The organism is Pseudomonas sp. S3_A03 (assembly GCF_054668275.1).
On record NZ_CP162753.1, the window covers coordinates 2,058,007 to 2,084,115 of the forward strand.

Annotated in this window: 22 protein-coding genes, 4 tRNA genes, 1 pseudogene and 1 riboswitch; of the genes and pseudogenes, 9 read left to right on the forward strand and 18 right to left on the reverse strand. The window is 61.5% G+C overall.

All coding sequences use genetic code 11. The features are described 5' to 3' along the window. Positions 1–93 precede the first annotated feature (93 nt). Together AB4O25_RS09265 and AB4O25_RS09270 are read left to right on the forward strand one after the other, a co-directional pair. Positions 94–984, forward strand: a complete 891-nt coding sequence (locus AB4O25_RS09265; RefSeq protein WP_017530194.1) for a LysR family transcriptional regulator — start codon at positions 94–96, stop codon at positions 982–984. A gap of 66 nt (positions 985–1,050) precedes the next feature. Continuing rightward, a complete protein-coding gene (locus tag AB4O25_RS09270; RefSeq protein WP_116077719.1) occupies positions 1,051–4,329 on the forward strand; it encodes an EAL domain-containing protein in 3,279 nt (1,092 codons plus the stop codon). 3 nt (positions 4,330–4,332) lie between these two features. Here the strand turns inward: AB4O25_RS09270 and AB4O25_RS09275 are convergent, their stop codons facing one another. From AB4O25_RS09275 to uvrB, 12 genes are all read right to left on the reverse strand, one after another. Next, positions 4,333–5,100, reverse strand: coding sequence for a hypothetical protein (locus tag AB4O25_RS09275; RefSeq protein ID WP_460150785.1), 768 nt, complete (start codon positions 5,098–5,100; stop codon positions 4,333–4,335). 302 nt (positions 5,101–5,402) lie between these two features. Then, positions 5,403–5,891, reverse strand: coding sequence for a hypothetical protein (locus AB4O25_RS09280; RefSeq protein WP_137219793.1), 489 nt, complete (start codon positions 5,889–5,891; stop codon positions 5,403–5,405). A 575-nt stretch (positions 5,892–6,466) separates the two neighbouring features. Continuing rightward, complete coding sequence (locus AB4O25_RS09285) at positions 6,467–7,444, reverse strand: tRNA dihydrouridine synthase (RefSeq protein ID WP_017530679.1); 978 nt, start codon at positions 7,442–7,444, stop codon at positions 6,467–6,469. A 55-nt stretch (positions 7,445–7,499) separates the two neighbouring features. Beyond that, positions 7,500–7,934: an acyl-CoA thioesterase gene (locus AB4O25_RS09290; protein WP_017530680.1), complete on the reverse strand. Its 435-nt coding sequence runs from the start codon at positions 7,932–7,934 to the stop codon at positions 7,500–7,502. A gap of 40 nt (positions 7,935–7,974) precedes the next feature. Continuing rightward, positions 7,975–8,808 carry an alpha/beta fold hydrolase gene (locus AB4O25_RS09295; RefSeq protein WP_460150786.1) on the reverse strand — a complete coding sequence of 278 codons (834 nt, stop codon included), beginning with the start codon at positions 8,806–8,808 and terminating at the stop codon, positions 7,975–7,977. A gap of 14 nt (positions 8,809–8,822) precedes the next feature. Further along, entirely contained in the window at positions 8,823–9,362 is a 540-nt protein-coding gene (locus AB4O25_RS09300) for a TetR/AcrR family transcriptional regulator (RefSeq protein WP_017530682.1), read from the reverse strand. A 183-nt stretch (positions 9,363–9,545) separates the two neighbouring features. Further along, positions 9,546–9,621, reverse strand: a tRNA-Glu gene (locus AB4O25_RS09305). Between the two features lie 79 nt (positions 9,622–9,700). After that, positions 9,701–9,776 (reverse strand) — tRNA-Ala (locus tag AB4O25_RS09310). 50 nt (positions 9,777–9,826) lie between these two features. Then, positions 9,827–9,902 (reverse strand) — tRNA-Glu (locus AB4O25_RS09315). Between the two features lie 78 nt (positions 9,903–9,980). Next, positions 9,981–10,056 (reverse strand) — tRNA-Ala (locus tag AB4O25_RS09320). Between the two features lie 147 nt (positions 10,057–10,203). Continuing rightward, entirely contained in the window at positions 10,204–11,685 is a 1,482-nt protein-coding gene (gene gltX / locus AB4O25_RS09325) for a glutamate--tRNA ligase (RefSeq protein WP_017527824.1), read from the reverse strand. Between the two features lie 184 nt (positions 11,686–11,869). After that, positions 11,870–13,885, reverse strand: a complete 2,016-nt coding sequence (uvrB, locus tag AB4O25_RS09330) for an excinuclease ABC subunit UvrB (protein WP_017527823.1) — start codon at positions 13,883–13,885, stop codon at positions 11,870–11,872. A gap of 344 nt (positions 13,886–14,229) precedes the next feature. Between uvrB and AB4O25_RS09335 the strand changes: the two genes are divergently transcribed. Then, entirely contained in the window at positions 14,230–15,426 is a 1,197-nt protein-coding gene (locus tag AB4O25_RS09335) for an amino acid aminotransferase (protein ID WP_460150787.1), read from the forward strand. Between the two features lie 111 nt (positions 15,427–15,537). Next, positions 15,538–15,747: a hypothetical protein gene (locus AB4O25_RS09340; protein WP_016970937.1), complete on the forward strand. Its 210-nt coding sequence runs from the start codon at positions 15,538–15,540 to the stop codon at positions 15,745–15,747. A 46-nt stretch (positions 15,748–15,793) separates the two neighbouring features. Here the strand turns inward: AB4O25_RS09340 and ptrR are convergent, their stop codons facing one another. Continuing rightward, complete coding sequence (ptrR, locus tag AB4O25_RS09345) at positions 15,794–16,666, reverse strand: putrescine utilization regulator PtrR (protein ID WP_017527820.1); 873 nt, start codon at positions 16,664–16,666, stop codon at positions 15,794–15,796. A 104-nt stretch (positions 16,667–16,770) separates the two neighbouring features. Between ptrR and AB4O25_RS09350 the strand changes: the two genes are divergently transcribed. Continuing rightward, the gene (locus AB4O25_RS09350) at positions 16,771–18,162 is read left to right on the forward strand and encodes an aldehyde dehydrogenase family protein (protein WP_017527819.1); all 1,392 of its coding nucleotides are present in this window, start codon (positions 16,771–16,773) and stop codon (positions 18,160–18,162) included. A 173-nt stretch (positions 18,163–18,335) separates the two neighbouring features. Here AB4O25_RS09350 and AB4O25_RS09355 read toward each other — a convergent pair whose 3' ends face one another. The 3 genes from AB4O25_RS09355 to AB4O25_RS09365 all read right to left on the reverse strand — a co-directional run bounded on the left by AB4O25_RS09355 (position 18,336) and on the right by AB4O25_RS09365 (position 19,994). After that, a complete protein-coding gene (locus tag AB4O25_RS09355) occupies positions 18,336–18,500 on the reverse strand; it encodes a hypothetical protein (RefSeq protein WP_460150788.1) in 165 nt (54 codons plus the stop codon). 10 nt (positions 18,501–18,510) lie between these two features. Continuing rightward, positions 18,511–18,813, reverse strand: coding sequence for a hypothetical protein (locus tag AB4O25_RS09360; RefSeq protein ID WP_460150789.1), 303 nt, complete (start codon positions 18,811–18,813; stop codon positions 18,511–18,513). A gap of 317 nt (positions 18,814–19,130) precedes the next feature. Further along, positions 19,131–19,994, reverse strand: coding sequence for a M24 family metallopeptidase (locus tag AB4O25_RS09365; RefSeq protein ID WP_223271395.1), 864 nt, complete (start codon positions 19,992–19,994; stop codon positions 19,131–19,133). Positions 19,995–20,054: 60 nt separating this feature from the next. Next, positions 20,055–20,248: riboswitch (cobalamin riboswitch) on the forward strand. Positions 20,249–20,363: 115 nt separating this feature from the next. On the opposite strand from AB4O25_RS09365, the gene AB4O25_RS09370 reads away from it, so the two are divergent. The 3 genes from AB4O25_RS09370 to AB4O25_RS09380 are packed head-to-tail and all read left to right on the forward strand — an operon-like array spanning position 20,364 to position 23,136. Beyond that, positions 20,364–21,374, forward strand: coding sequence for an ABC transporter substrate-binding protein (locus AB4O25_RS09370; RefSeq protein WP_017527815.1), 1,011 nt, complete (start codon positions 20,364–20,366; stop codon positions 21,372–21,374). Continuing rightward, positions 21,371–22,375 carry a FecCD family ABC transporter permease gene (locus AB4O25_RS09375; protein ID WP_460150790.1) on the forward strand — a complete coding sequence of 335 codons (1,005 nt, stop codon included), beginning with the start codon at positions 21,371–21,373 and terminating at the stop codon, positions 22,373–22,375. The genes AB4O25_RS09370 and AB4O25_RS09375 overlap by 4 nt, the downstream gene beginning before the upstream one ends. Further along, positions 22,372–23,136, forward strand: a complete 765-nt coding sequence (locus AB4O25_RS09380) for an ABC transporter ATP-binding protein (protein WP_116077710.1) — start codon at positions 22,372–22,374, stop codon at positions 23,134–23,136. Before AB4O25_RS09375 ends, AB4O25_RS09380 begins: the two co-directional genes overlap by 4 nt. A 225-nt stretch (positions 23,137–23,361) precedes the next feature. Here the strand turns inward: AB4O25_RS09380 and AB4O25_RS09385 are convergent, their stop codons facing one another. Further along, the gene (locus AB4O25_RS09385) at positions 23,362–24,285 is read right to left on the reverse strand and encodes an alpha/beta hydrolase (protein WP_460150791.1); all 924 of its coding nucleotides are present in this window, start codon (positions 24,283–24,285) and stop codon (positions 23,362–23,364) included. Next, positions 24,285–24,725 (reverse strand): tryptophan-rich sensory protein TspO, encoded by a 441-nt coding sequence (gene tspO / locus AB4O25_RS09390; RefSeq protein WP_017527810.1) that lies wholly within the window; start codon positions 24,723–24,725, stop codon positions 24,285–24,287. The genes AB4O25_RS09385 and tspO overlap by 1 nt, the downstream gene beginning before the upstream one ends. Positions 24,726–24,857: 132 nt before the next feature. On the opposite strand from tspO, the pseudogene chrA reads away from it, so the two are divergent. After that, a pseudogene (chrA, locus tag AB4O25_RS09395) lies at positions 24,858–26,066 on the forward strand (chromate efflux transporter). The last annotated feature ends 43 nt before the right edge of the window (positions 26,067–26,109 follow it).

Here is a 26,109-nt window from a genome sequence, read left to right on the forward strand (position 1 = left end):
ACCCTTTGGCTTGTGAGGCTGATGGTATGGCGCTACATTAAATAACTCAAATTCATATTTTTTATGCTTTGGATTACCAACTGGAATAGCACCATGGACCTGGCCAACCTGAATGCCTTTATTGCCATCGCCGAGACCGGCAGCTTCTCCGGCGCGGGCGAACGCCTGCACCTGACCCAACCGGCCATCAGCAAGCGCATCGCCGGCCTGGAGCAACAACTGAAGGTGCGCCTGTTCGATCGTTTGGGCCGTGAAGTGGGTTTGACCGAAGCCGGGCGGGCCCTGCTGCCGCGCGCTTATCAGATTCTGAATGTGCTGGACGACACCCGCCGCGCCCTTACCAACCTCACCGGTGAAGTCAGTGGCCGCCTGACTTTGGCCACCAGTCACCATATCGGCCTGCACCGCCTGCCACCCGTGCTGCGCACCTTTACCCGGGAATACCCGAACGTGGCGCTGGATATTCAGTTTCTCGATTCGGAAGTGGCCTACGAAGAAATCCTCCACGGCCGCGCCGAAGTGGCCGTCATCACCCTGGCGCCCGAACCGCACAACCTGGTGCGCGCCACGCCGGTGTGGGACGACCCCCTGGACTTTGTAGTCGCGCCGGAGCACAGCCTGATCAGCAACGGCGCTATCAGCCTGGCCGATATTGCCGGCCATCCGGCGGTTTTCCCTGGCGGCAACACCTTTACCCATCATATTGTCAGCCGGTTGTTCGAAGCCCAGGGCCTGACGCCGAATATCGCAATGAGCACTAACTACCTGGAAACGATCAAGATGATGGTGTCGATCGGCCTGGCCTGGAGCGTTTTACCGCGCACCATGCTCGATGATCAGGTGGCAAGTATCGCTTTGCCGGGCATACAGCTCAGTCGCCAGCTAGGCTATATCGTGCACACCGAAAGGACGCTGTCGAACGCTGCGCGGGCTTTTATGAGCCTGTTGGATGCACAGGTGGATTTGCCAGGGATACCGGCATGACGCCGTGCGGCCTCAGGTTCTGAGTAGAACCGCGCTGTTTGCCCATCGGATCAAGGCCCTTTGATAATGCGCAACCCCGTCGATTCCCTGCCACCCCTGCCGCGCATCTACGCCCTGGACCCCCAAGAGGCGGAGCAAAGCTGGGAGAGTGCCCCGCAACTGCTGGCCGCCCTCAACGCTGCCCGGCTGGGCGCATGGTGCTGGGAAATCGACACCGGCAGGATCAACTGGTCGCGGGGCACCCAGGCACTGTTTGGTTTTGACCCGCGCCAACCACTGCCCAATGACCTCGATTACCTTGACCTGCTGGCCGCCGAAGATCGCGCGCGGGTGATACGGGCTTTTCATGCGGTATTGGCGGGCGAGCCGTTCGAGCAGGCCATGCACCACCGCATCCAATGGCCGGACGGCAGCTTTCACTGGCTGGAAATCAATGGCAGTTTGCTGCCGGACAAAAGCGGTCGGCGCCGTATGATCGGCGTGATCCGTGAGATCACCCATCAGCGCGAACGGGAAAGCGCCCTCAGCCACTCCGAAAAACGCTTCGCCACGCTGTTTCACCTGTGCCCGAACATGGTGCTGCTCACGCGCCAGTCAGACGGCCTGATCAGCGAAGCCAACCAATATTTCGAGATGCTCTTCGGCTGGCCCGTCGCCGATGTGATCGGCCGCACCACCCTCGACCTGGGCCTGTGGCGCCATCCCGAGCAGCGCGCGCAGTTGGTCAAGTCCACTCAGCGCAAGGGCGAGCCGATCACCATGGAGGTGCAGTTTTGCGCCAGCAACGGACAGATCCACGACGGCACCCTTAGCGCGCAAAAGGTCGAGCTGGACGGCGAGGCCTATCTGATCAGCACCTTCCTCGACACCACCGAACGCAAAAATGCCGAGCAGGCGCTCAAGGACAGCCAGGAGCGCCTTGACCTGGCCCTGGACTCCGCGCAACTGGGCACCTGGGACTGGCACATCCCCAGCGGCATGCTCTACGGCTCGGCGCGCGCCGCCCAGCTACACGGCTTGCCGCCCGAGCCGTTCCATGAATCCTTCGACGCCTTTTTCGAGGGCATGCCCAATGAAGAGCGCGAGAGCATGCGCAATGCCTACCGCACCCTGCGTGAAGGCCCGGCCGGCAATTATCAACTGACCTACCGCGTCCCCATGGAAGACGGCACCTCGCGCTACCTGGAAAGCCGCGCCCGCTTGTACCGTGATGCGAAACGTGCGCCGTTGCGCATGGCCGGCACCTTGCTGGACATCACCGACCAGGTGGAACGCGAACAACGCTTGATCGCCTCCGAAGAAAAATTCGCCAGCCTGTTCCAGGCCAGCCCCGACCCCATCTGCGTCACGCGCCTTGAAACCGGGACCTTTATCGAGATCAACCCGGCTTTTACCCAAACCTTCGGCTGGACCGCCGCCGAGGTGCTCGACCAGCGCGCAGACCAAATAGGCTTGTGGGACGACTCCAGCAAGCGCCTGGAGCGTATCGAGCGCGTCATTCGCGAACAGGCATTGAGCAACGTGGCCGTGGTGGTGCGCCACAAAAGCGGCCAGAGCCTGACCTGTGTGATTTCCAGCCGCTTGATCAAGGTCGGCGACCAACCCTGCATCGTCACCACCTTGCGCGATATCACCCAGCAACAACGCTCGGAGGCGGCGCTCAAGGCCAGCGAAGAGAAATTCGCCAAGGCTTTCCACTCCAGCCCCGACGCAATTTCCATCACCGAACGCGATACCGGCCGTTATGTGGAGGTCAACGACGGCTTCTGCCGCCTGACCGGCTACCGCGCCGAAGAGGCGATTGGCCTGACGCTGTACCAGATCGGTATCTGGGCCGATGAGAACCAGCGTTCGGCGCTATTGGCCGAGCTGAAGATCAAAGGCCGTATTCATCACATGGAGATGCTCTGGCACAACAAACGTGGCGAACTGCTGGCGGTGGAAGTCTCGGTGGAGCCCATCAGCCTGAATGAAACCGCGTGCCTGTTGCTGACCGCGCGAGACGTGAGCCTGTTGAAAAACGCCCAGGCGCAGATCCGGCACCTGGCCTATCACGACCCGCTGACCAACCTGCCCAACCGCGCATTGCTGATGGACCGCCTGAGCCAGCAGATCGCCTTGCTCAAGCGCCATAATTTACGCGGAGCCCTGCTGTTTCTCGACCTCGACCACTTCAAGCACATCAACGATTCCCTCGGCCATCCGGTGGGCGACACGGTGCTGAAAATCGTCACCGCGCGCCTCGAAGCCAGCGTACGCATGGAAGACACCGTGGCACGCCTGGGCGGCGATGAGTTTGTGGTGCTGCTCAGCGGCCTGGACGGCTCACGCGTGGAAGTCACCCATCAAGTGCAGGACCTGGCCAATACCCTGCGCGAACTGCTTTCGGAGCCGATGTTCCTCGATGGCCATCGCTTGCAGGTCACGCCGAGCATCGGTGTGGCATTGATTCCCGATCATGGCTCCACCCCGGCCGACCTGCTCAAACGCGCTGACATCGCCCTTTATCGTGCCAAGGACTCCGGGCGCAACACCACGCAGATGTTCCACAACAGCATGCAAAAGACCGCCAGCGAGCGCTTGCGCATGGAAACCGACCTGCGCCTGGCCCTGTCGCGCGGCGAATTCAGTGTGCATTACCAGCCTCAGGTAGACGCGCGCGGCAACAAAATCGTCGGCGCGGAGGCGTTGGTGCGCTGGCAGCACCCGCAGTTGGGTGCGCAGTCGCCGTCCGACTTTATCAAGGTGCTGGAAGACAGCGGCCTGATCCTCGAAGTGGGCACCTGGATCCTCGATGAAGCCTGCGCCGCCTTTGAGCAGTTGATTGCGCAAGGCCTGGTGGACCCACTCAATTTCAGCCTCTGCGTGAATATCAGCCCCCGGCAGTTTCGCCAGAATGACTTCGTCGAACAGGTGGAGCACAGCCTCAAGCAGCACTCACTGCCCTGCAGCCTGCTGAAATTGGAAATCACCGAAGGCATCGTGATCCAGAACCTCGACGACACGATCAGCAAAATGCGCCGCCTGAAAAAGCTCGGAGTGAGCTTTGCGATGGATGACTTCGGCACCGGCTACTCATCGCTGACCTACCTCAAGCGCCTGCCGGTGGATGCGTTGAAGATCGACCAGTCGTTTGTACGCGATGCGACTCACGACCCGAACGACGCCGAGATCATCCGTGCCATTGTGGCCATGGCCCGCAGTCTGAACCTGGAAGTGATCGCCGAGGGCGTGGAAACCCTGGAACAATTGGCGTTTCTGCAAAAGCTGGGGTGCCATTTGTTCCAAGGGTATTTACACAGCCGACCATTGCCTATCGAGGGCTTCAGGCGGTTATTGGAGTAGCGCTCAAATAAGGGCCACCGCTTGCCCTCGGGTGGGAGAGCTGCCGCGTCGCCCCCAGAGTTCTTCGCGACCGTTGATCACCGCTACCGAATGCCCGGCGCGATTGCACATGCCCAATTGCCCGGCCGCCAGTTCGCGCACGGAGACTCTTTTCATGTGCTTGCGCAACCCCAGCCGCAGGAACCCCTCGCCCGGCCCGGTCTCGTCTTCGCCGTTGTTCAAACTACGAACCGCCGCCTGATAACTGCTGCTGGCCGTACGGTCGTTATTCTCCATCTGGGCACGCTTGGCGCTGGCGGCAAACAGAAACCGCGCATCCTTGAGCATTTCCTGATCTGAACCGGTGAATTTCGCCGCCCGCGCACCTTCGGCCAATTCACGCTCCGTTAAATTGAGCCGAAAATCATCGCGCATGACGATATGGTACAAGTCGCCGGTCTTGCGCACTTCCTTGAAGATGTCCGTGGGGCTTTGACCGAATCGATACATCGCCGCTTTGATGGCCGAGACCGTCACACAGTTACCATCCGGGCCCTGGCGAAACCCACTCCAGATATTGTTCGGCTTTGCGCCATTGCGCTTATTCGACAAGGCCGGAAGATTCACGTCGGAAGTGGGCAGGGGTGCCACCTGCGCGGGTAACACTTTGGGGGTGATTTTGGCTGGCGACGGGGTTATAACCGACACTCTTGTATCGGGGATTATCCTGTTCTGCTTCCCGCCCAGCACGTTCATTAACCGGGTGAAAAAAGAAGCAAACAGAGAGGTCAATGTCTTGAACGATCCTGATGCTCGCCTTACACCGGATTTACTTTGCGAGAGGGCGCGTGGCCGAGCATAAAAGCGAGAAGACCGCCCTTCACCGGCAGGCATAATTTTTGGCGCTACTTCATCAATCGCACGCACGGGCTCAACAGCGACCAACCGACCCACCCTTACCATCTGCTGCATACTTTTAATTGAACAGCACGACATAAACCCCTCCGTAAGCACGCACTTCTCCACACCTTTTAAACCGGGAGAAATGCATGCACTTAATTAACCACACTTAAAAGCCGGGGCTAACCTCAGCGTTATAAAGTTCGGCGCGAATTGAATCGCCAGTGCCTTGGACTGAATCGTTTATCAGTCGGGGGCGGGCTGGTCAGATCCGAGTCAGTCTCATCCGGGCTCGGATTGACAGCAGGTGCAGGCGTTGGGGTCACGCTTGGCAATTTGCCCAGGTCGGGTTGTACCGGCGGCTCATTGACATCCGGCTTTATTCGTAAATCGACCGGTTCCTGGCGTGCATCAGGCATTACGGTTCTGGCGGGAAACATATCGCGGATTATTTTGAATACCAGTTCCAGCATATCGAACAACCTCGCAAAGACCGATGCGTCGCGCATTACCTCACTGCGCGGAGCCCAGCTATTATCCTGCCGCAAAGGCGCGCAATGGACGTTGTTATGCGAAGCCGTGGATGCCGGATGCGCGGCTGTTTTCATGAGGGGGACGGCGGTTTGATCATTGGATGATGTATCAAGTTGGACGACAGGGCGATTACCAATCGATAAAGACATGAGCACGTTCCTTTGTTCGGTGTCATCTGGCGCGACAGCGGGCCAGAAAAAGTTGATCGACTGAAAACAACAGCGTTGCTTTGCAGACGATACTTACGTGGACTGTGACGCTATCGAGTTCCAGAAAATGACACTTCATATAAGGAAATCAAAAAATCTCTCGACTTTTTTATCATGCCCCGCTTTAAACACCACGCGCCAAGCGACTTGGATGGCACTTCAATCGACACACATAATAATAAACCGTCGAGTATGCAATTCACCGATATACATTCGCACACCACACCACTTCAGATTGTGATATTCCGCGCAGCGCGAGCCCGCTCATGCCAGCCAAGTCATTCTTTGCGCACCGATGCAATACAACAAATACGCTTACACACCGATCCATTATGAAACTTAAAACATATGAACTTTTCAGTTGTTTTCCAAAAGCCGCCAATACCCTGCGATGGGAGCGGATTCCCGGTGAGAGGCGCCCAGAAACGCAAAATGCTCCGCATCTTTCGATACGGAGCATTCATTTGTTACACCCAAAGCGCTACCGATAACTCACCGCAGCCCTCTCACGTCACTCAAGCGTTACCGCATGCCTCAGAGGCCGCGGCATGCTCCATCCCGAGCAAGCGGCTGACCCGCTCCAAGTCGACTTCCCGACGCATAGCGGTAAACAGCTCCACCGCTTCAGGGTAATTGCGCGTCAGCATCGCCAGCCACTGCTTCAAACGACCAGGCGCTTGTTTTTCGGTGAGTTGCGCTACCGACTGGCGCCAGAACGACTGGAGCATCGGCTGCATCTGCGCCCACGTCATCTCGATCACCTCTTCGCCTGCGCGTGCAGCGGCGATCTGCCGAGCCAGGTCCGGACGGGCCACCAGGCCGCGCCCGAGCATGATGTCTTCGGCGCCGCTGACCTCGCGGCAACGCCTCCAGTCTTCGACGCTCCAGATATCGCCATTGGCGAACACCGGCACCTTGACGACGTCCTGCACCCTCGGGATCCATTCCCAATGGGCCGGTGGCTTGTAGCCGTCGGTCTTGGTGCGCGCATGGACCACAATGTGCGCCGCGCCGCCTTCAGCCAAGGCCGTGGCGCACACCAGCGCGCCGTCCGGGCTGTCGAAGCCCAGGCGCATCTTGGCGGTCACTGGGATATGCGCCGGGACCGCGCGGCGTACGTGCTCGACGATCTGGTTGAGCAACTCCGGCTCCTTGAGCAACACCGCGCCGCCGCGCGACTTGTTCACGGTCTTGGCCGGGCAGCCGAAGTTCAGGTCGATCACTTGCGAACCCAGCTCACAGGCCAACGCGGCGTTTTCCGCCAGGCACACCGGGTCGGAGCCGAGCAATTGCACGCGCAAAGGCACGCCTGCGGCGGTATGGGCACCGCACAGCAACTCAGGAGCAAGTTTGTGGAAATAGGCGGGGGTGAGCAGGCGGTCGTTGACGCGAATGAATTCGGTCACGCACCAATCAATACCGCCCACGCGGGTCAACACGTCCCGCAGGATGTTGTCGACCAACCCCTCCATGGGCGCCAAAGCAATTTGCATGGAAAACACTCAACAAAAATCGTGGCGCAGTTTACTGGGTTTCCCGCAACAAACGTTAACCCCCGGTCAGGGCGGGGCCATACCCGTCGAGAAACTCGGAGGGCATGCGCTTGGGCTTGCCGCTGGACAGTTCGATGCAGACAAACGTGGTGTGTGCCCGCAGCAGGGTCGTGCCATCGCACGGGCGCATCAGTTGGAAGCGGCGGGTCATTTTCAGGCGCTGATCCCAATCGACGATCCAGGTGGCCAGTTGCAGTTCGTCGCCTTCATAGCCCGCCGCCAGGTAGTCGATCTCATGGCGTACCACGGCCATGGCGCGATCCAGGCGGCGATACTCGGTGAGGTCCAGCCCCAGCCGCTGGGAGTGGCGCCAGGCGCAACGCTCCAGCCAGGAAACGTACACCGCATTGTTGGCGTGCCCCAGGCCGTCAATGTCTTCAGCCGCTACCTGCAGATCAATGATAAACGGCGTTGCCAAATCCCAGCCCATGCCTTGCTCCCGGTCGATTAATGTCGGCGGCAGCAGTGTATCAGGCGCTCTGGCGCTGCTGTAGTCGACCGTCAGCCAGCAGCGCCAGCACGGCGTCGATCACCCGGGGGTCGGCCAGCACTTTCTGGTGACCGCCCTGCTCCAGGCGTAGCAGGCGGCTGTCGAACCAGGCATCGTGAATGGCTTGAGAGGCCCGGACCGGCACAAAGGTGTCGTCTTCGGCATGTACGATCAGGCCGGGGATGTTCATCTGATAGTGGGCCACGTCCAAGTGCTTGAGAGGCATGCCGAACGAGTGCTCCACCTCCTGGATAAACGCCGAACGCGCCCGCGGCGGCAAGCCAACCATGCGGGTGAAGCCGCGCAGCACATCCAGAAAGCGTGACGGCGCCGCAATACTAACCAACACCTCGGTACGCAAACCGAGCTGCACCGCCAGCATCGCACTGGCACCGCCCATGGAATGGCCAATGACCGCATGCAGCGGTGGCAACTCGGCCGCCGCCTCCAGCATGGCGCGGGCAAACAGCAGCACATGGGCTTCACGCCCCGGCGAACGACCGTGGGCGGGGCCGTCCAGGGCGATCACTGAATAGCCCGTGTCGACCAGCGCCGTGATCAGGCTGGCAAATTGCGTGGGGCGCCCTTCCCAGCCATGCATCAGCAACACCGTCGGCCCTTGCCCCCAACGCAGGGCCGACAAGCCAAAACGCAAGGTGATGCGCTCTGACTGGGCCAACAGCGGCAATTCCCAGTCACGCGGCGGCAGATCGCGCGGGGTCATGAAGGTGCGGCGCATCCGGTTGGCAACCATGTGCGGCGCCAGGCGGCCAACGGTGCCGTTGAAACTGCGAACCCAGGTCAATGCGCCCATGCTGCAAACCCTCTTCAGCGCACCGCCGACTTGGCCGCGCGTATCACCCGGTCCGACAACTCGCCCGGCCCCAGCGCCCGCGCCAGGGTCAGGCCACCCACCATCAAGGCCATGTCTGCCAAGGCCTTGTCGGTGTCTTCGGGGCTGCCCGCCAATTGTGCGGCCATTAACTCGACATGCTCGCTCAAGACCTCGCGAAAAGCCTCCGGCAAACGTCCCATCTCGCCAACCGTGGCCGGCAAGGGGCACGCCTGGGAGGTGGAGTCACGATGCTTGCGCGACAGGTAAAACGCCGCCACCAATGCACGGCGCTCTTCGCCGGTGATCTGTTCGTCCATGTCGTCGATGGAGGCGCGGCGCTGCGCCAGCAACTGGCTGAACGCCTCCAGCATCAGCGCGTCCTTGCTTTCGAAGTGCGCATAGAAGCCACCGACGGTCAGCCCCGCCGCCCCCATCACTTCGCCGACGCTCGGCTCGGCCGGGCCACGCTGGATCAACGCGGCGCTGGCGGCTTGAAGAATGCGTTCGCGGGTTTGTGCTTTTTTATCGCTCATCAAAGCCTCCGACTCTCATGGGGTGGATATTATTACCATAATAATATTAAGCAAGCGAACGCTATGACCACTGGTCAGAACACAGGAAAGGAGTCGAGAGGAAAATTGGCTAAACGCCAGACAAACAAAAGGGCCATTCAATAATTGAATGACCCTTAAAAAATCCCGCAGAGCGGGTAATCGTGGCGTCCCCTAGGGGACTCGAACCCCTGTTACCGCCGTGAAAGGGCGGTGTCCTAGGCCACTAGACGAAGGGGACACAAACCTTCTATACAACTGATCAGGGCTGAGACCTGATCGATTCAAGGACGGTGTGGCCAGACCTTGAACCTGTAAATTGGTGGAGCTAAACGGGATCGAACCGTTGACCTCTTGCATGCCATGCAAGCGCTCTCCCAGCTGAGCTATAGCCCCGGATTTTTCGTCTCGCGACGCAGCAGACCTTTCGAACTGCTTGTTGAAACTGGCGTCCCCTAGGGGACTCGAACCCCTGTTACCGCCGTGAAAGGGCGGTGTCCTAGGCCACTAGACGAAGGGGACAAAACCTTCTGTACAACCGATCAGTGCTGAGTACTGATCAATTCAAGGACGGTGTGGCCAGACCTTGAACCTGTAAATTGGTGGAGCTAAACGGGATCGAACCGTTGACCTCTTGCATGCCATGCAAGCGCTCTCCCAGCTGAGCTATAGCCCCTCATCGGTGAGGACGGGGCGAATCTTAATGGCGGTTTGGAAGTGTGTCAAATTTATTTTCAACAATTTCCAAAGTTTTTTGCCGGGATAACAATCACTTACCGGCGAAACCCCGGAAAACCGGGGTTTCGCCGTTGCAACAGCCTGCTTAAGCGATAGCGCCCAGCAGCTTTTCCCACTCTTTGTTTTCTTTCTTCGACACACCACCAAGCAAATCAAGGGCTTGGCGCAGACGGAAACGCGTGAGGTCCGGGCCGAGGATTTCCATCGCATCGAGCACCGACACCGAACTGGCCTGCCCGGTGATCGCGGCAAACATCAGCGGCATGGCGTCGCGCAATTTCAGCTCCAGGGATTCCACCACCGCCTGGATCGTCGCGGTGATCGCGTCCTTCTCCCACTGGCGCAGGCTTTCGAGCTTCCACAGGATCAACTGCATCAACTGACGAACCTGATCGCCCGAGAGTTTCTTGGACTCGAATAACGTGGCATCCGGGTTCACGCCGCCAGCAAAGAAGAAACCGGCCAAGGGTGCAACCTGGCTGAACGTCTCCACCCTGCCCTGCACCAGCGGCGCGATCTTCATCATGTACTCAGGGTTCAACGCCCACTGCTGCACACGGCTGGCGAACTCTTGCACCGGCAAGTCACGCAGCCACTGGCCGTTGAGCCACGACAATTTCTCGATATCGAAGATCGGCCCGCCGAGGGACACGCGGGACAGGTCGAAATTGTCGACCATTTCCTGCAGCGAGAACTTCTCACGCTCGTCCGGCATCGACCAGCCCATGCGGCCCAGGTAGTTGAGCATGGCCTCAGGCATGAAGCCCATACGCTCGTAGAAGGTCACCGAGGTCGGGTTCTTGCGCTTGGACAGCTTGCTCTTGTCCGGGTTACGCAGCAACGGCATGTAGCACAACTGCGGCTGTTCCCAGCCGAAATATTCGTAGAGCAGGATCAGCTTAGGTGCCGAGGGCAGCCATTCTTCGCCGCGCAGTACGTGAGTGATGCCCATCAGGTGGTCGTCGACGACGTTGGCCAGGAAGTACGTCGGCAGGCCGTCGGTCTTCATCAGCACTTGCATGTCCATGCGGTCCCACGGGATCTCGACGTCGCCGCGCAGCATGTCCGGCACCACGCACACACCTTCGCTCGGCACCTTCATACGGATCACATGGGGCTCGCCGGCGGCCAGGCGGCGCGCCACTTCTTCCTTCGACAACAGCAGCGCACGGCCATCGTAGCGCGGGGTTTCGCCACGGGCCTGTTGCTCGGCGCGCATCTGATCGAGTTCTTCGGCGGTGCAGAAGCACGGGAACGCATGGCCCATGTCTACCAGTTGCTGGGTGTATTGCTTGTAGATATCGCTGCGCTCGCTCTGGCGATACGGGCCATGCGGGCCGCCGACGTCCGGGCCTTCGGCCCAGGTGATGCCCAACCAGCGCAGGGCATCGAAGATCTGCTGTTCCGACTCGCGGGTGGAACGCAGTTGATCGGTGTCTTCGATCCGCAGGATGAACTCACCGCCGTGCTGCTTGGCAAAGCAGTAGTTGAACAAGGCGATGTAGGCAGTACCGACGTGGGGATCCCCAGTAGGCGATGGCGCGATGCGCGTGCGGACGGTGGTCATGGCGGGTCTCGAATGGGCAATAAAACTGAAAATTGAAACAAGAGGCGAATGGTAACAGCCTGGGGGATTTCTGGAAAACCGAGGCGCGGCCGTCGGGGGCAAGCCCCCTCTCACATTGATGTGCGAATACAGTCAAATGTGGGAGGGGGCTTGCCCCCGATGAGGCCAGTGGCATCACCCCCAATCAAACAGCCAGCAAGCGCTCGCGCAACTTGCCAATCTCATCGCGCGTCTGCGCCGCCGCTTCGAACTCCAGGTCCCGCGCCAACTGGTACATCTTCTCTTCCAGTTGACGAATGCGCTTGGTGATCTCACTCGGCGAGCGCAGTTCGTTCTCGTACTTGGCGCTTTCCTCGGCGGCCTTGGCCATGCCCTTGCGCTTCTTGCTGCGCGAGCCGGGCACGGTGGCGCCTTCCATGATGTCGGCGACGTCTTTGAACACACCCTTGGGGGTGATGCCGTTTTCCAGGTTGAACGCGATCTGCTTGTCGCGACGCCGCTGGGTCTCGCCGATCGCCCGCTCCATGGAGCCGGTAATGCGGTCCGCATAAAGAATCGCGCGACCATTGAGGTTACGCGCGGCGCGGCCGATGGTCTGGATCAGCGAGCGCTCGGAGCGCAGGAAGCCCTCCTTGTCGGCATCCAGGATCGCCACCAGCGACACCTCCGGCATGTCCAGGCCCTCACGCAGCAGGTTGATCCCCACCAGCACATCAAAAGTGCCCAGGCGCAGGTCGCGGATGATCTCCACGCGCTCCACGGTATCGATGTCCGAGTGCAGGTAGCGCACACGCACGCCGTGGTCGGCCAGGTAATCGGTCAAGTCTTCGGACATGCGCTTGGTCAGCGTGGTCACCAGCACACGTTCTTCCAGGGCCACGCGCTTGTTGATTTCCGAGAGCAGATCGTCGACCTGCGTCAGCGCCGGGCGGATCTCGATCTCAGGGTCCACCAGGCCGGTGGGGCGCACCAGTTGCTCGATCACGCGGCCGGCATGTTCGGCCTCGTAGTTGCCGGGCGTTGCCGAAACAAAGATGGTCTGCGGGCTGATGGCTTCCCATTCGTCGAAGCGCATCGGCCGGTTATCCAGCGCCGACGGCAGGCGGAAGCCGTACTCCACCAAGGTTTCCTTGCGCGAGCGGTCGCCCTTATACATCGCCCCCACTTGCGGCACGCTGACGTGGGATTCGTCGATCACCAGCAATGCGTCGTCCGGCAGGTAGTCATAGAGCGTCGGCGGCGGCGCCCCCGAATCGCGACCCGAGAGGTAACGCGAGTAGTTTTCGATGCCGTTGCAGTAGCCCAGCTCAAGGATCATCTCCAGGTCAAAGCGGGTGCGCTGTTCCAGGCGCTGAGCCTCCACCAGCTTGTTGTTGGCGCGCAGGTACTCCAGGCGCTCGGCCAATTCAACCTTGATACCCTCGATAGCGCCCATCAGGGTTTCACGCGGCGTCACATAGTGGCTTTTCGGGTAGAAGGTAAAGCGCGGCAACTTGCGGATCACCTCGCCGGTCAACGGGTCGAAGGCCGAGAGGCTCTCGACTTCATCGTCGAACAGTTCAATGCGGATCGCTTCCAGGTCGGATTCGGCCGGGTAGATGTCGATCACATCACCGCGCACGCGGAACGTGGCGCGGGCAAAATCCATGTCGTTGCGGGTGTATTGCAGGCTGGTCAGACGGCGCAGCAATTCGCGCTGGTCGAGTTTGTCGCCGCGATCGACGTGCAGCACCATCTTCAAATAGGTTTCCGGGCTGCCCAGGCCGTAGATGCACGACACCGTGGTGACGATGATCGCGTCCTTGCGCTCCAGCAGCGCCTTGGTCGCCGACAGGCGCATCTGCTCGATATGGTCGTTGATCGACGCATCCTTCTCGATAAAGGTATCGGAGGACGGCACATAGGCTTCGGGCTGGTAGTAGTCGTAATAGGAGACGAAGTACTCCACCGCGTTGTTCGGGAAGAACGCCTTGAACTCGCCGTACAACTGCGCGGCGAGGGTCTTGTTCGGCGCCAGCACCAGCGTCGGGCGGTTGATCTGCGCGATCACATTGGCAATGCTGAAGGTCTTGCCTGAACCGGTCACCCCCAGCAACGTCTGGTGCGCCAGGCCGGCCTCGATGCCCTCGACCATCTGACGAATGGCTTCCGGCTGATCGCCGGCGGGTTCAAAACGGGTGACGAGTTGGAAATCCGACATAACGTACCTCGTGAAGTCACCCCGGACTGTAGACCCGTCGGGGACGAAATAGACCACGACCCGCGAAGTTTCAGAGCGGGCAGTAGGAAAAAACCATGATAGCTGTAGAAGTGGAGACGAATGTGACGGGTTTCAAGGCAATCGCCCTACCCCGCGATCCTGGCGCAATGTTGCAATAAGACTGACGGTCAGCAAATAAACCGAAAAACTTGGCCGAAAAGCCATTTCGGTTGTCGCTCTCAGCCGTGATGGCCTCTATACTAGCTCCCCGTTTGTGCACCGCTCTAGTGCATTCGGCTGGAGCGCGACACGTCCCTCCCTTCCCCCATAGAGCTGCCGCAAAAATGAGCCTGTTCTCCGCTGTCGAAATGGCACCACGCGATCCTATCCTGGGCCTCAACGAAGCATTCAACGCCGATACACGAACCACCAAGGTCAACCTTGGCGTCGGCGTTTACTGCGACGAGGAGGGGAAGATTCCACTCTTGCGTGCCGTTGCCGAAGCGGAAGCCATTCGCGTGGCACAACACGCCGCCCGTGGCTACTTGCCGATCGACGGCATCGCCGCGTACGACAAGGCGGTGCAAACCCTGCTGTTCGGCGGCGAGTCGCCATTGCTGCAAGCCGGCCGCGTGGTCACCGTGCAAGCTGTCGGCGGTACCGGCGCGCTGAAGCTCGGCGCGGACTTCCTCAAGCAACTGCTGCCTGACGCGGTCGTTGCCATCAGCGACCCAAGCTGGGAAAACCACCGCGCACTGTTCGAAACCGCCGGCTTCCCGGTGCAGAACTACCGCTACTACGACGCAGCCTCCCACGATGTGAACCGTGCCGGCCTGCTCGAAGACCTCAAAGCCCTGCCACCCCAGTCCATCGTGGTCCTGCACGCCTGCTGCCACAACCCGACCGGCGTCGACCTGAGCCCGGCCGACTGGCAAAACGTGCTGGACGTGGTCAAGGCCAACAATCTGGTGCCGTTCCTCGACATGGCCTACCAGGGCTTTGGTGATGGCATCCACGAAGACGCTGCTGCCGTGCGTCTGTTCGCGGAATCGGGCCTGACCTTCTTCGTTTCCAGTTCGTTCTCCAAATCGTTCTCGCTGTACGGCGAGCGCGTGGGCGCGCTGTCGATCGTCGGCGACTCCAAGGAAGAAAGCGCGCGCATCCTGTCCCAGGTCAAGCGTGTGATCCGCACCAACTATTCCAACCCGCCGACCCATGGCGCAGCGATTGTGGCGGCAGTGCTCAACAACCCCGAGTTGCGCGCCCAGTGGGAAGCCGAACTGGCCGAGATGCGCCTGCGCATCCGTGGCATGCGCGAGCAGATGGTCGCCGCACTGGCCAAGGCCGCTCCAGGCCACGACTTCAGCTTCGTCGGCCGCCAGCGTGGGATGTTCTCCTACTCCGGCCTGACCGTTGAGCAAGTCACCCGTTTGCGCACCGAGTTCGGCATCTACGCGCTGGATACCGGGCGTATCTGTGTGGCGGCGCTGAACCAGTCGAACATTGACGCGGTAACAAAGGCAATCGTTCAGGTTCTATAACCCTGACGGCGCTATACGAAGGGAAGCCGCGGCTTCCCTTTTTTAATGCCTGTCGGAAAACACCCTGCTCCCCTAGACTGCCCCTGATCGCCCCTTTGCTGTGAGAGCCCTATGAGAAACGACGACCTGGACCTGCGCGCCGACCGCGACGAACTGCACGACTACACCCCACGCGCCCCGCAAGCCAAACGCCAGAAAAGCCTCGTGCTGCAAGTGGCCCTGGGGGTGTTTCTCGGCGGATTGGCCTTATGGCTGGTGCAACTGGGCGCGACGGCAATCATGGCGAAGCTGGCCATGGGCACCTTCCAGTTCGGCGGCTGATACACAACAAGATGTGGGAGATGGCTTGCCTACTCCCGCCTTCGATTCACGCCGCTACCAGCCCGCGCTCCTCCAATAACTTTACAAAGCTGTTCAAACTCTGCGACACCGTGCCGCGCCGCCAGATCAACCAGGTATTCAACAGGCGAAAGCTGTCGGCCAACGGCCATACACTCACCGCAGCCGACCCCGGCATGCTTTCCAACATACTGCGCGGCATCAGTGCCAAGCCGGCACCGGCGCTGACGCACGCGAGCATGCCGTGGTACGACTCGATCTCGAAGATCTTGCCCGGCACCGCGCCGTCCTGCGCAAACCAGCGCTCGAAGTGGTGTCGGTAAGAGCAGTTGGAACGGAACGTGTAAATGTTCTCGCCGTTGACCTCCCTGCCCCGCGTGATCGGCGCATGATGCAGCGGCGCAATCACCACCATCTCTTCCTCGAACACCGCCACGCCCTCCAGCGTCGAGTGCAACACCGGGCCGTCGACAAACGCCGCCGTCAACCGCCCCGACAACACGCCTTCGATCATCGTGCCCGAAGGCCCCGTGCTCAGGTCCAACTCGACCTTGGTGTGTTTCTGGTTATATGCCGCCAGCAACGCCGGAATACGCACCGCCGCCGTGCTCTCCAGCGAACCCAAGGCAAACGCGCCCTGGGGCTCCTCCCCCGCCACCGTGGCGCGGGCCTCTTGTACCAGGTCGAGAATACGCCGCACATAGCCGAGGAAATTCCACCCGGCCGGCGACAGGCGCAAACGGCTCTTTTCACGGATAAACAACTCCACGCCCAGGTCCTGCTCCAATTGCTTGATGCGCGTGGTGAGGTTCGACGGCACCCGATGAATCAACTGCGCGGCGGCGCTGATGCTGCCTTGCTCGGCAACCGCCTTGAAAATTTCCAGCTGCACCAGATCCAAGTCATTCTCCAATCGTGAATGTATTGCTTAATATTATTCAGTTTCCAGAAAACATCCAGCCCCGTACGCTCACCACCATCCCAACGTACTTACAGGACGGTGCCATGAACGCGATTTCCTCCCAGACCCACGCCCTGTCGATCAACCCCGCCAACGGCGAAACGGTCGGCAGCTACCCGTACGAGACCGCCTCGCAATTGGACACAGCGCTCAACCGCGCCACGGGTGCCTTCCGCACCTGGCGCCGTACACCGGTGAGCCAACGCGCCGAACTGCTGCTGGGCCTGGCGACCGCGCTGCGCGGTCAAGCCGAAACCATGGCACAGATGATCACCCTGGAAATGGGCAAGCCCATTGCCCAGGCCCGTGCCGAAATCGAAAAATGCGCGCAACTGAGTGAATGGTACGCCGCCCAAGGCCCGGCCATGCTTGAGCCGGAGCCAACCCTGGTGGACAACGGCACTGCCCACATCGAATACCGCCCGCTGGGCCCGATCCTCGCCGTGATGCCGTGGAACTTCCCGGTATGGCAAGTACTGCGCGGCGCCGTGCCGACGCTGCTCGCCGGCAATACCTACGTGCTCAAACACGCGCCGAACGTGATGGGCAGCGCCTACCTGATCCAGCAAGCCTTCCAGAAAGCCGGTTTTATCGAAGGCCTGTTTGAAGTGATCAACGTGACCACCGAGGGTGTGTCCAGCGCCATCGCCGACCCGCGCATCGCTGCCGTCACCCTCACCGGCAGTGTGCGTGCCGGCATCGCCATCGGCTCCCAGGCGGGCGCGGCGCTGAAAAAATGCGTGCTGGAACTGGGCGGCTCCGACCCGTTCATCGTGCTCAACGATGCCGACCTCGACGCCGCCGTACAGGCCGCGCTGATTGGCCGCTTCCAAAACAGCGGCCAAGTTTGCGCCGCCGCCAAGCGCCTGATCATTGAGGCCGGTGTGGTCGAAGCCTTCACCGCCAAATTCGTCGAGGCCAGCCGCGCCATGGTGATGGGCGACCCGACCTCAGCCGACACCTACGTCGGCCCGATGGCCCGCTTCGACCTGCGGGACGAGTTGCACGGCCAGGTCCAGGCCACTCTGCAAGAAGGCGCCACATTGTTATTGGGCGGCAATAAAGTCGCAGGGGCCGGTAACTATTACGAACCGACCGTACTGGCAGACGTCACCGACCAGATGACCTCGTTCAAACAGGAGCTGTTCGGGCCGGTGGCCTCGATCATCACCGCCCGCGACGCTGACCACGCGGTGGCGCTGGCCAATGACAGCGAATTCGGCCTCACCGCCAGCATTTTCACCACCGACGCGGCCAAGGCGCGGGATATTGCCAATCAGTTGGAAACCGGCGGGATCTTCGTCAACGCCTTCAGCGTCTCCGACCCACGCGTGGCGTTTGGTGGCGTGAAAAAGAGCGGGTTCGGCCGCGAGCTGTCGCACTTTGGTGTGCGCGAGTTCTGCAATGCACAGACGGTGTGGCGGGATCGCAAATAAAACAGGCAACACCCGTCAACTGTGGGAGCGGGCGTGCTCCCACCTTTGACCTGCGGTGCTTTTCGACCAATCGACCGTCACTTCCCCCACTGCTTTTGCAGCATGCCCTTACTTGCTTCCAGCCGTTGCTCGCGCAGTAAGCCAGTCGCATGCCCGACAGGAAAGCAGCTGCGTCAAAGCGCCCACAGGCGGATCAAGGCAAACCCCAGGTCTACGTTGACGCAGTCACGCCCATCTACCCACTCATCCCCGCGAAGGCGTCGTCCGGTGTTGGTCTCGCGCTCACCTTTGGCAATCACCAGCACAAACAACCGGACCGGGCATTCGAATGAGCGCAACCGCTCAACATCAGCCCCTCACTGACCAATTGCCCTCCAGGCACTTGGCTTGGGATATGTCGCCCAGACACTTGATTTCAGCAACCATGCTCGTTGAGCCACTGTCGTCCAGGGCATACAGGTCGGCTTTGCGCCGCTCGCCAATCGGCAAATCGGTCCAGAGGCTGATGTCATTCTTGAACCAGGCATACAAGCTGATTTCGGCCTGAATCCAGTGCTCGCGGCAACTGTTCAGTTGCAACACCTGTTCGAGTTTATCGCCCATTTCACGAAAGGCCCGCTCGAACAAAACAATCCATTGATCAGCATTCATGACTGACTCCCTGTGTATGACGTATCGAGGCTAGTGCTTGACTGGTGCATCCCAGCAATCCGGGTGGCGTGCGCAGACATCGTATTGGCGATCCATCAAGGCCATGCGGTTAATGTGGGCGTCCGTGGCCGCCCGGAACGACTGATTGCTGGTTGTGATATAGGCCGCGGTGCGGTCAGTCAGGCGTGCGTTTAACTGGCTGCGGGTGTGGGCATCCAGTGCCTGGGGGCGAATCGAAAGGGCGCGGCAAATAATATCATTGAGCCATCACTGCGTATCACCCCATCGCCCAAGCATTCGCAGGGCGGTACAGCGCATCAATCCAGCATCCGGCTAAGCAGCCGGTGCCCATCTGCCGTCACCTCGACCATCGCCGACAACATCACGCCGTCGGCACCGTCCGTGGAGAGCAGGCTCCAAAAGTCCGGTGGCTGATACCTCACACCAACGGTGCCCGCCTTGGCGATCACATACACGTTGAGCACTTGCCCGGGTTGCATCAACGGGCTGTCACCCTCGACCTTGTAACCGAGCACTTGCGGCTTTTGTATGCGCGCCTGCCCCATGGCATAGCCCGCAAACTCACGCACCGCGACGGCATGGCCCGCGTCCAGTTCCTGTTGTATCGCCGCCCCCACATTGGCCAGCCGCTCGCCGCCCTGAACGTGGGCGACTCCGTTGGCCAGCGCACGGCGCGCAGTCATCAGCAATTGGCGTTGCGCCGGGGTGGCATTGGGTGTGGCAAACGTCCAGACCTGAGCAACATGGGCCTGCGCCGATGCCGCGATCAACTCCACTTTTACCAGCGCCGCGTCCGGGAACGGCACATCGGTGGGCGGCGCGGCGCTCACCTGGTTATTCACCGACACCGCCACCGCTGCCGGGTAGCCGCGATAACCGAACATCATCGGCAGCCAGCCGTGCTGTGCGTACTGGTCGAGTAAAAATTCCTGGACCGCAGTGCCGGTGCCGCCCTTGCGGATCAGCGGCGCGACCTTGCGCAACAGGTCACTGGCGATGGGCGCCAGTTTGGCTTCCTCGGCAAGAATGGTTGCGTCATCCAACTGGGCGATGGCGCGGGCCCTGTCGCCGATCGCGTCGGTGTAGCGGGCGAGCGCAGGGTCAGCGGCGTGTGCGCTCATGCAAAACAACAGTGGCACTATTCCCAGACGTATCAACATGGCCTTCCTTGGGTTGGTTATGGACGGACCCGAATTGTACCTCCACCCAGCGCCCAAGATGGACTACCATACCGCGCCGGTTCCCAAACGGGACTAATAGGGAATTCGAAACGCCGCACGCGGCGCCAATCGAAACTGCCCCCGCAACTGTAGATGCCGAGCCTGCTCCTTCATGCCACTGGACACCGTCCGGGAAGGCCGGAGCGAGGCGACGACGCATCAGTCAGGAGACCTGCCGGCCCAGCAACATCACTCACCGGCGGGGTGTCCGGGAAGGACATCCTCGCCTGCCCGAGCGGCAGCGTTCGAGGGCGTATTTCCGAGCCGTAACGCCCCTGCTGCACGTACGGTTCACACGGAGATTGCCCCATGCTGCCACGCGTTACCGCCCTGATCGCCGGGCTGGGCTTATGTGCCCTGGCCCAAGCGGCGCCCACTCATTACCCGCTGGCGGTCGAAAACTGCGGCAGCACCGTGACCTTCCAGCACGCCCCCGAGCGCAGCGTGACCATCGGCCAGGCCGCCACCGAAATGCTCTACGCCCTGGGCGTGGGTGACAAAGTGGTCGGCACCTCGCTGTGGTTCAACAGCGTGTTGGCGCCGTTCAAGGCGCAGAACGACGGCATCGACCGCCTGGCCAACAACGAGCCGAGCTTTGAAGCGGTGATCGCCAAGCGCCCGCAACTGGTGGCGGCCGAGCTGGAATGGGTGGTCGGCGCGCAAGGGGTGGTGGGCACGCGCGAGCAGTTCCATGAATTGCAAATCCCCACCTACCTGCTGCCCTCCGACTGTGAAGGCAAAGACAACCTGGTCGGCGCCGACGGCACGCGGCTGGAGCCGTTCCGCATCGAGACGATCTACAAAAGCATCCACCAACTGGCGCAGATCTTCGACGTGCAGGATCGCGGCCAACAACTGAACGACGAACTCAAAGCGCGCCTGGCCAAATCCGTCGCCACCGCGCAAGGCAAGGGCTTGAAACACGCCAGCGCACTGGTCTGGTTCTCCAGCGCCGAGATGGCCAGCGACCCTTATGTGGCCGGGCACAAGGGCGTTCCCGAATTCATGTTGGAAACCCTCGGTTTGCACAACGTGGTGCAGTCCGATGAAGAGTGGCCCGCCGTCGGCTGGGAGACCCTCGCCAAAGCCAACCCGACCTTCCTGGTGATCGCCCGCATGGACCGCCGCCGCTACCCCGCCGACGACCATGAAAAGAAACTCGCCTTCCTGCGCAGCGACCCGGTCACGCGCAACATGGACGCGGTAAAAAACAACCGCATCATCATCCTCGATGCCCTGGCGCTGCAGGCAAGCCTGCGCACCTTTGATGGCCTTGAACAACTGGCCGCGGCCATCGACGGCTACAACCTGCCCAAATGATCCGTACCCTACTCGCCCTCGCGCTGCTGCTGGCCGCCGTCCTCGCCGGCGTGGCCATCGGCGAAACCGCCATCGAACCGCAGGTGGTGTTGCAGGTGCTCGCCAATAAACTGTGGAACGCCGGCTACCTGCTGGACCCCATCGACGAAGGCGTGGTGTGGAACTACCGCCTCACGCGCACCCTGGTCGCCGCCGCCTGCGGCGCCGGGCTGGCCACCTGCGGGGTGATTCTGCAATCGTTGTTGCGTAACCCGTTGGCCGACCCGTACTTGTTGGGCATCAGCGCCGGCGCCTCGACCGGCGCGGTGCTGGTGGCGTTGATGGGCGTGGGCGGCGGCTTGGTTTCGCTGTCGGCCGGCGCGTTTGTCGGGGCCATGGCGGCATTCGCCCTGGTGATTTTATTGGCGCGGGCCAGTGGCTCCATGAGCGGCACCGGGCAGATCATCCTCGCGGGCATCGCCGGCTCGCAGCTGTTCAATGCGCTCACCGCATTCCTGATCACCAAGTCCGCCAGCTCGGAACAGGCGCGCGGCATCCTGTTCTGGCTGCTCGGCAACCTCAGCGGCGTGCGCTGGCCGTCGGTGTGGCTGGCGGTGCCGGTCGCCGTGGCGGGCTTGGCCGTGCGCCTGTGGCACCGGCGTGCGCTGGATGCGTTTACCTTCGGCAGCGACTCGGCGGCGTCCCTCGGCATTGCGGTGCGCCGCGTACAGTTTGTGCTGGTGGGCTGCGCCGCGCTGGTCACCGCGGTGATGGTGTCGATTGTCGGCTCCATTGGCTTTGTCGGCCTGGTGATCCCCCACGCCGTGCGCTTGTTGCTCGGCACCGGGCACTCGCGACTGCTGCCGGCCAGTGCGTTGGGCGGCGCCTTGTTCCTGATCGCGGCCGATGTGCTATCGCGCACCTTGATCAAGGGCCAGGTGATCCCGGTGGGCGTGGTCACGGCGCTGGTCGGCGCGCCGGTGTTTGCGCTGATCCTGATCGGCCGGAGGAATGCCCGATGACAGTGCTCAGTTGCACGGGCCTGGGCTTCAAGGTGCGCGAGGCCGAGTTGCTGCGCGAGATTCACCTGGAGGTAAACCTGGGTGAAACCTTGGGCATCGTCGGCCCGAACGGTTCCGGCAAATCCACCCTGCTCAAACTGCTGGCGGGCTTGCGTACGCCCGCCAGCGGCGAGGTGCGACTGGGCGGCCAACGCCTGGGCGACCTCTCGCGCCGCACCATCGCGCAACAGTTGGCGGTGGTGGAGCAGCAGGCCGACACCGACGACGCGATCCGCGTGTTCGACGCCGTGGCGCTGGGCCGCACACCCTGGCTGTCGGCGCTGAGCCCATGGTCACACGACCACGACACAATCGTGCGCCAGGCCCTGCACGACGTGGACGCCACCCACCTGAGCCAACGCGCCTGGCGCAGCCTCTCCGGCGGCGAGCGCCAACGCGTGCACATCGCCCGTGCCCTGGCGCAACGGCCACAGATTCTGTTGCTGGATGAGCCGACCAACCATCTGGATATCCAGCATCAACTGGCGATTTTGAAAGGCGTCCAGGCGCTGCCGGTGACGACATTGATTGCGCTGCACGATCTCAACCAGGCACTGACCTGTGATCGGTTGGCCGTGCTGGATCGCGGGCGATTGGTGGCGCTGGGCAAGCCGATGGATGTACTCACACCGCAACGCCTGCAGGACACGTTCGGCGTGCAGGGGCACTACCTGACGGACCCGTTTGATGGGGCGCAAATACTGCGGTTGCGCTCTAACTGAGCGACCATGCCGTCGGGCAGCAAAGATCAGCGCTGGGAAACCCACAACAAACAGCCCACCATGCGCCCGCCGACCGTCACGTCTGGCCAAACTTCACTAATGGCGGCCTGAAAAATGGGTGGATATGTGTGCTGAGAATCTGGGGATACCTGCCAAAGTGCTATAAGGACTTTCCGCCTGCCTAGCCTTTTAAATCATGCCGATCAGCCGTTGTGGCGAACGGCTTTATTGTTCGCCATTGATACGTTTCGTGATCCACCTTCGGCCATACCCCAACACCTCATCCGCCATCGCCACCGGAAAATGAATGAACCCGTGCGCCGACTCCGGCAGCAGATGGGCCTCGGCCTGCGGCCATCGTTCAGCAATGAGCAACGTGTCGTCCCTGAGCGGGTCCAACTCGCCCACGAACATCAACGCTGGCGGCATACCTTCAAAGTCGCCATACAACGGCGACAACGGCGGTTGCCTGCGCTGTTCATCACTTAATCCCGGCGTGAGCAAGCGCAACGCCTCGACCATCCCCGGCCCGTCCAGCAATAACGTGCTCGGCCCGGCCTGGCGCACGCTCGGTGTGCCAGTCAAATCGTAAACGCCGTAATACAACACCGCACCGCTTACCCGTTTGAGCAACTCTGGCCATTGTTTGAACACCAGCAACGTCGCCGCCGCCAGATGCCCGCCGGCCGATTCGCCGACGAAGACCACCGGCAAATGCGCAAACTCTTCCTCGGCGAGCAACCAATGCGCCGCCGCCAGGCAGTCCTCCAACAGCCCTTCAACCGGCGTATCCACCGCCAGCCGATAATCCACCGACACCACCGCCACGTCGCACGCGTTGACCATGCCGAGGTTGAGGTCGTCGTCCATCTGCGCATTGCCGATCACCCAACCGCCGCCGTGAATATCCAGTACCACCCCCTTGGGCGGGCCGCTCGGGCGCAGGATGCGCACGGGCACGCCCGCCACCACTTTGCATTCGACCACGGGCGCCTGCTTGAACGTTTGGCTTGCACGCAACAGCGCCTGGATCAGACGCGGTGTGACGCGGTTGCGGATTTTAAAGCGCGGCATCCACGCGAGCTTTTGATTGAAGCGGCGCATTTGGGCCAGTTCAGCCTCGCTCGCAGGCCAGAGTTTGTGAGCCATCAGCGGTTATTGCGCAAGATCGAGAAATTCAGCGCCGCCGCCACGCAGAGCCACGCCAGGTACGGGAACAGGATCAAGCCGGTGATCAGGTCCAGGCGCACCGCCAATACCACCATCGCCGCCACGGTGAGCCATAGCAGCACGATAACCACCATGCCGGCGAGCAGGCGATGGGCACCGAAGAACACCGGCGTCCACAAGGTGTTCAAGGCGATTTGTGCGGCCCACAGCGCCAACACCATTTCGCTGCCCGGTATCAGGCTCAGACGATAACCGGCCCAGGCCAGCAGCAGGTAGATGATGGTCCACGCGACCGGGAACAGCCAATTGGGCGGGGTGAAGCTGGGCTTGACCAGGGATTCGTACCAGGCGCCGGGCTTGAAGATAATGCCGGTGCTGGCGGCGGCGGCGCAGGCGAGCAGGAAGATGAAGAAGGTCATGGTCGGTCCTTGAGCTGGAGGGTAGAAAGCAACGCTATGCTTGAGTGACTCGAACTACCGCGAATAAATTCAATAACGGCGGCAAAAATGGCACTCTTCCACCTTTTTTGAGCACCACCAGAGACCCCAACCGTGACCAACACCCGCGCCGATTGCTCCAACAGCCCCTGGTCGGTGTTCCTGATCTTCCTGCGCCTGGGCCTCACCTCGTTCGGCGGCCCCATCGCCCACCTCGGCTATTTTCGCGCCGAGTTCGTGACGCGGCGGCGCTGGCTCAGTGAGCGCAGCTATGCCGACCTGGTCGCGCTGTGCCAACCTGCCCGGCCCCGCCAGCAGTCAGGTCGGCATCGCTCTGGGCCTGTCGCGGGCGGGTTATGGCGGTGCCGTGGCCGCCTGGGCCGGGTTCACCTTGCCATCCGCCGTGCTGCTGGTGCTGTTCGCCCTGGGCATTGCGCACCACAGCAGCGCCCTGCCGCCCGGCGTGCTGCACGGCCTTAAAGTGGTCGCTGTGGCCGTGGTCGCCCAAGCCGTGTGGGGCATGGCGCGCAATCTGTGCCAGGGCGCGGCCCGCCTCATGCTGATGCTGATCGCCGGTGGCGTGGCCTTGCTCGAGCCTTCCGCCTGGGGCCAGGTGGGCGTGATTGTGGTCACCGGCATGATCGGCCTGCTGCTTTTAAAACCCACGCCGAACGCCGAACACGAAGCGCTGCCCATGCCCATCCGCCGTCGCACCGGCGCCCTGTGGCTACTGCTGTTTGCGCTGTTGCTGATGGCCTTGCCGCTGCTGGCGCAAAACCTGCCCAACCAAGGCCTGGCGCTGGTAGACGCCTTCTACCGCGCCGGTGCATTGGTGTTCGGCGGCGGCCACGTGGTGCTGCCGCTGCTGCAAGCCGAAGTGGTGCCGCCGCAGTGGATCAGCAACGACCTGTTCCTCGCCGGCTACGGCGCCGCCCAAGCCGTGCCCGGCCCTCTGTTCACGTTCGCGGCTTTCCTCGGCGCCGCCATGCAACCTGACCCGAACGGCTGGCTGGGCGGCCTGATTCGCCTGCCCGCCATCTTCGCCCCATCGTTCCTGCTGGTGTTCGGCGCCCTGCCTTTTGGGAAACCCTGCGCCGCAGCCCACGCACCCAAGCCGCCCTGACCGGCGTGAATGCCGGCGTGGTGGGCCTGCTGTTGGCCGCGCTGTATCGCCCGGTGTGGACCAGCGCGATTTTCAGCGTCTACGACCTCGGTTTGGCCGTGCTCGCGCTGGTGGCGTTGATGGCCTGGAAGTTGCCGCCGTGGCTGGTGGTGGCGGCAAGCGCTGGGCTGGGATGGCTGCTCAGCCTCACTGCCGGATAAAAAGCCGCTGGCACCACGGGATTAACCGGTGGGAGCTGTCGAG

What these genes read in the sequence shown, in the direction of transcription:
- AB4O25_RS09265 (WP_017530194.1), top strand. Translation starts at nt 94, where the DNA reads ATGGACCTGGCCAACCTGAATGCCTTTATTGCCATCGCCGAGACCGGC.
- AB4O25_RS09270 (WP_116077719.1), top strand. Translation starts at nt 1,051, where the DNA reads ATGCGCAACCCCGTCGATTCCCTGCCACCCCTGCCGCGCATCTACGCC.
- AB4O25_RS09280 (WP_137219793.1), bottom strand. Translation starts at nt 5,891, where the DNA reads ATGTCTTTATCGATTGGTAATCGCCCTGTCGTCCAACTTGATACATCA.
- AB4O25_RS09285 (WP_017530679.1), bottom strand. Translation starts at nt 7,444, where the DNA reads ATGCAAATTGCTTTGGCGCCCATGGAGGGGTTGGTCGACAACATCCTG.
- AB4O25_RS09290 (WP_017530680.1), bottom strand. Translation starts at nt 7,934, where the DNA reads ATGGGCTGGGATTTGGCAACGCCGTTTATCATTGATCTGCAGGTAGCG.
- AB4O25_RS09295 (WP_460150786.1), bottom strand. Translation starts at nt 8,808, where the DNA reads ATGGGCGCATTGACCTGGGTTCGCAGTTTCAACGGCACCGTTGGCCGC.
- AB4O25_RS09300 (WP_017530682.1), bottom strand. Translation starts at nt 9,362, where the DNA reads ATGAGCGATAAAAAAGCACAAACCCGCGAACGCATTCTTCAAGCCGCC.
- gltX (WP_017527824.1), bottom strand. Translation starts at nt 11,685, where the DNA reads ATGACCACCGTCCGCACGCGCATCGCGCCATCGCCTACTGGGGATCCC.
- uvrB (WP_017527823.1), bottom strand. Translation starts at nt 13,885, where the DNA reads ATGTCGGATTTCCAACTCGTCACCCGTTTTGAACCCGCCGGCGATCAG.
- AB4O25_RS09335 (WP_460150787.1), top strand. Translation starts at nt 14,230, where the DNA reads ATGAGCCTGTTCTCCGCTGTCGAAATGGCACCACGCGATCCTATCCTG.
- AB4O25_RS09340 (WP_016970937.1), top strand. Translation starts at nt 15,538, where the DNA reads ATGAGAAACGACGACCTGGACCTGCGCGCCGACCGCGACGAACTGCAC.
- AB4O25_RS09350 (WP_017527819.1), top strand. Translation starts at nt 16,771, where the DNA reads ATGAACGCGATTTCCTCCCAGACCCACGCCCTGTCGATCAACCCCGCC.
- AB4O25_RS09360 (WP_460150789.1), bottom strand. Translation starts at nt 18,813, where the DNA reads ATGAATGCTGATCAATGGATTGTTTTGTTCGAGCGGGCCTTTCGTGAA.
- AB4O25_RS09365 (WP_223271395.1), bottom strand. Translation starts at nt 19,994, where the DNA reads ATGTTGATACGTCTGGGAATAGTGCCACTGTTGTTTTGCATGAGCGCA.
- AB4O25_RS09370 (WP_017527815.1), top strand. Translation starts at nt 20,364, where the DNA reads ATGCTGCCACGCGTTACCGCCCTGATCGCCGGGCTGGGCTTATGTGCC.
- AB4O25_RS09375 (WP_460150790.1), top strand. Translation starts at nt 21,371, where the DNA reads ATGATCCGTACCCTACTCGCCCTCGCGCTGCTGCTGGCCGCCGTCCTC.
- AB4O25_RS09380 (WP_116077710.1), top strand. Translation starts at nt 22,372, where the DNA reads ATGACAGTGCTCAGTTGCACGGGCCTGGGCTTCAAGGTGCGCGAGGCC.
- AB4O25_RS09385 (WP_460150791.1), bottom strand. Translation starts at nt 24,285, where the DNA reads ATGGCTCACAAACTCTGGCCTGCGAGCGAGGCTGAACTGGCCCAAATG.
- tspO (WP_017527810.1), bottom strand. Translation starts at nt 24,725, where the DNA reads ATGACCTTCTTCATCTTCCTGCTCGCCTGCGCCGCCGCCGCCAGCACC.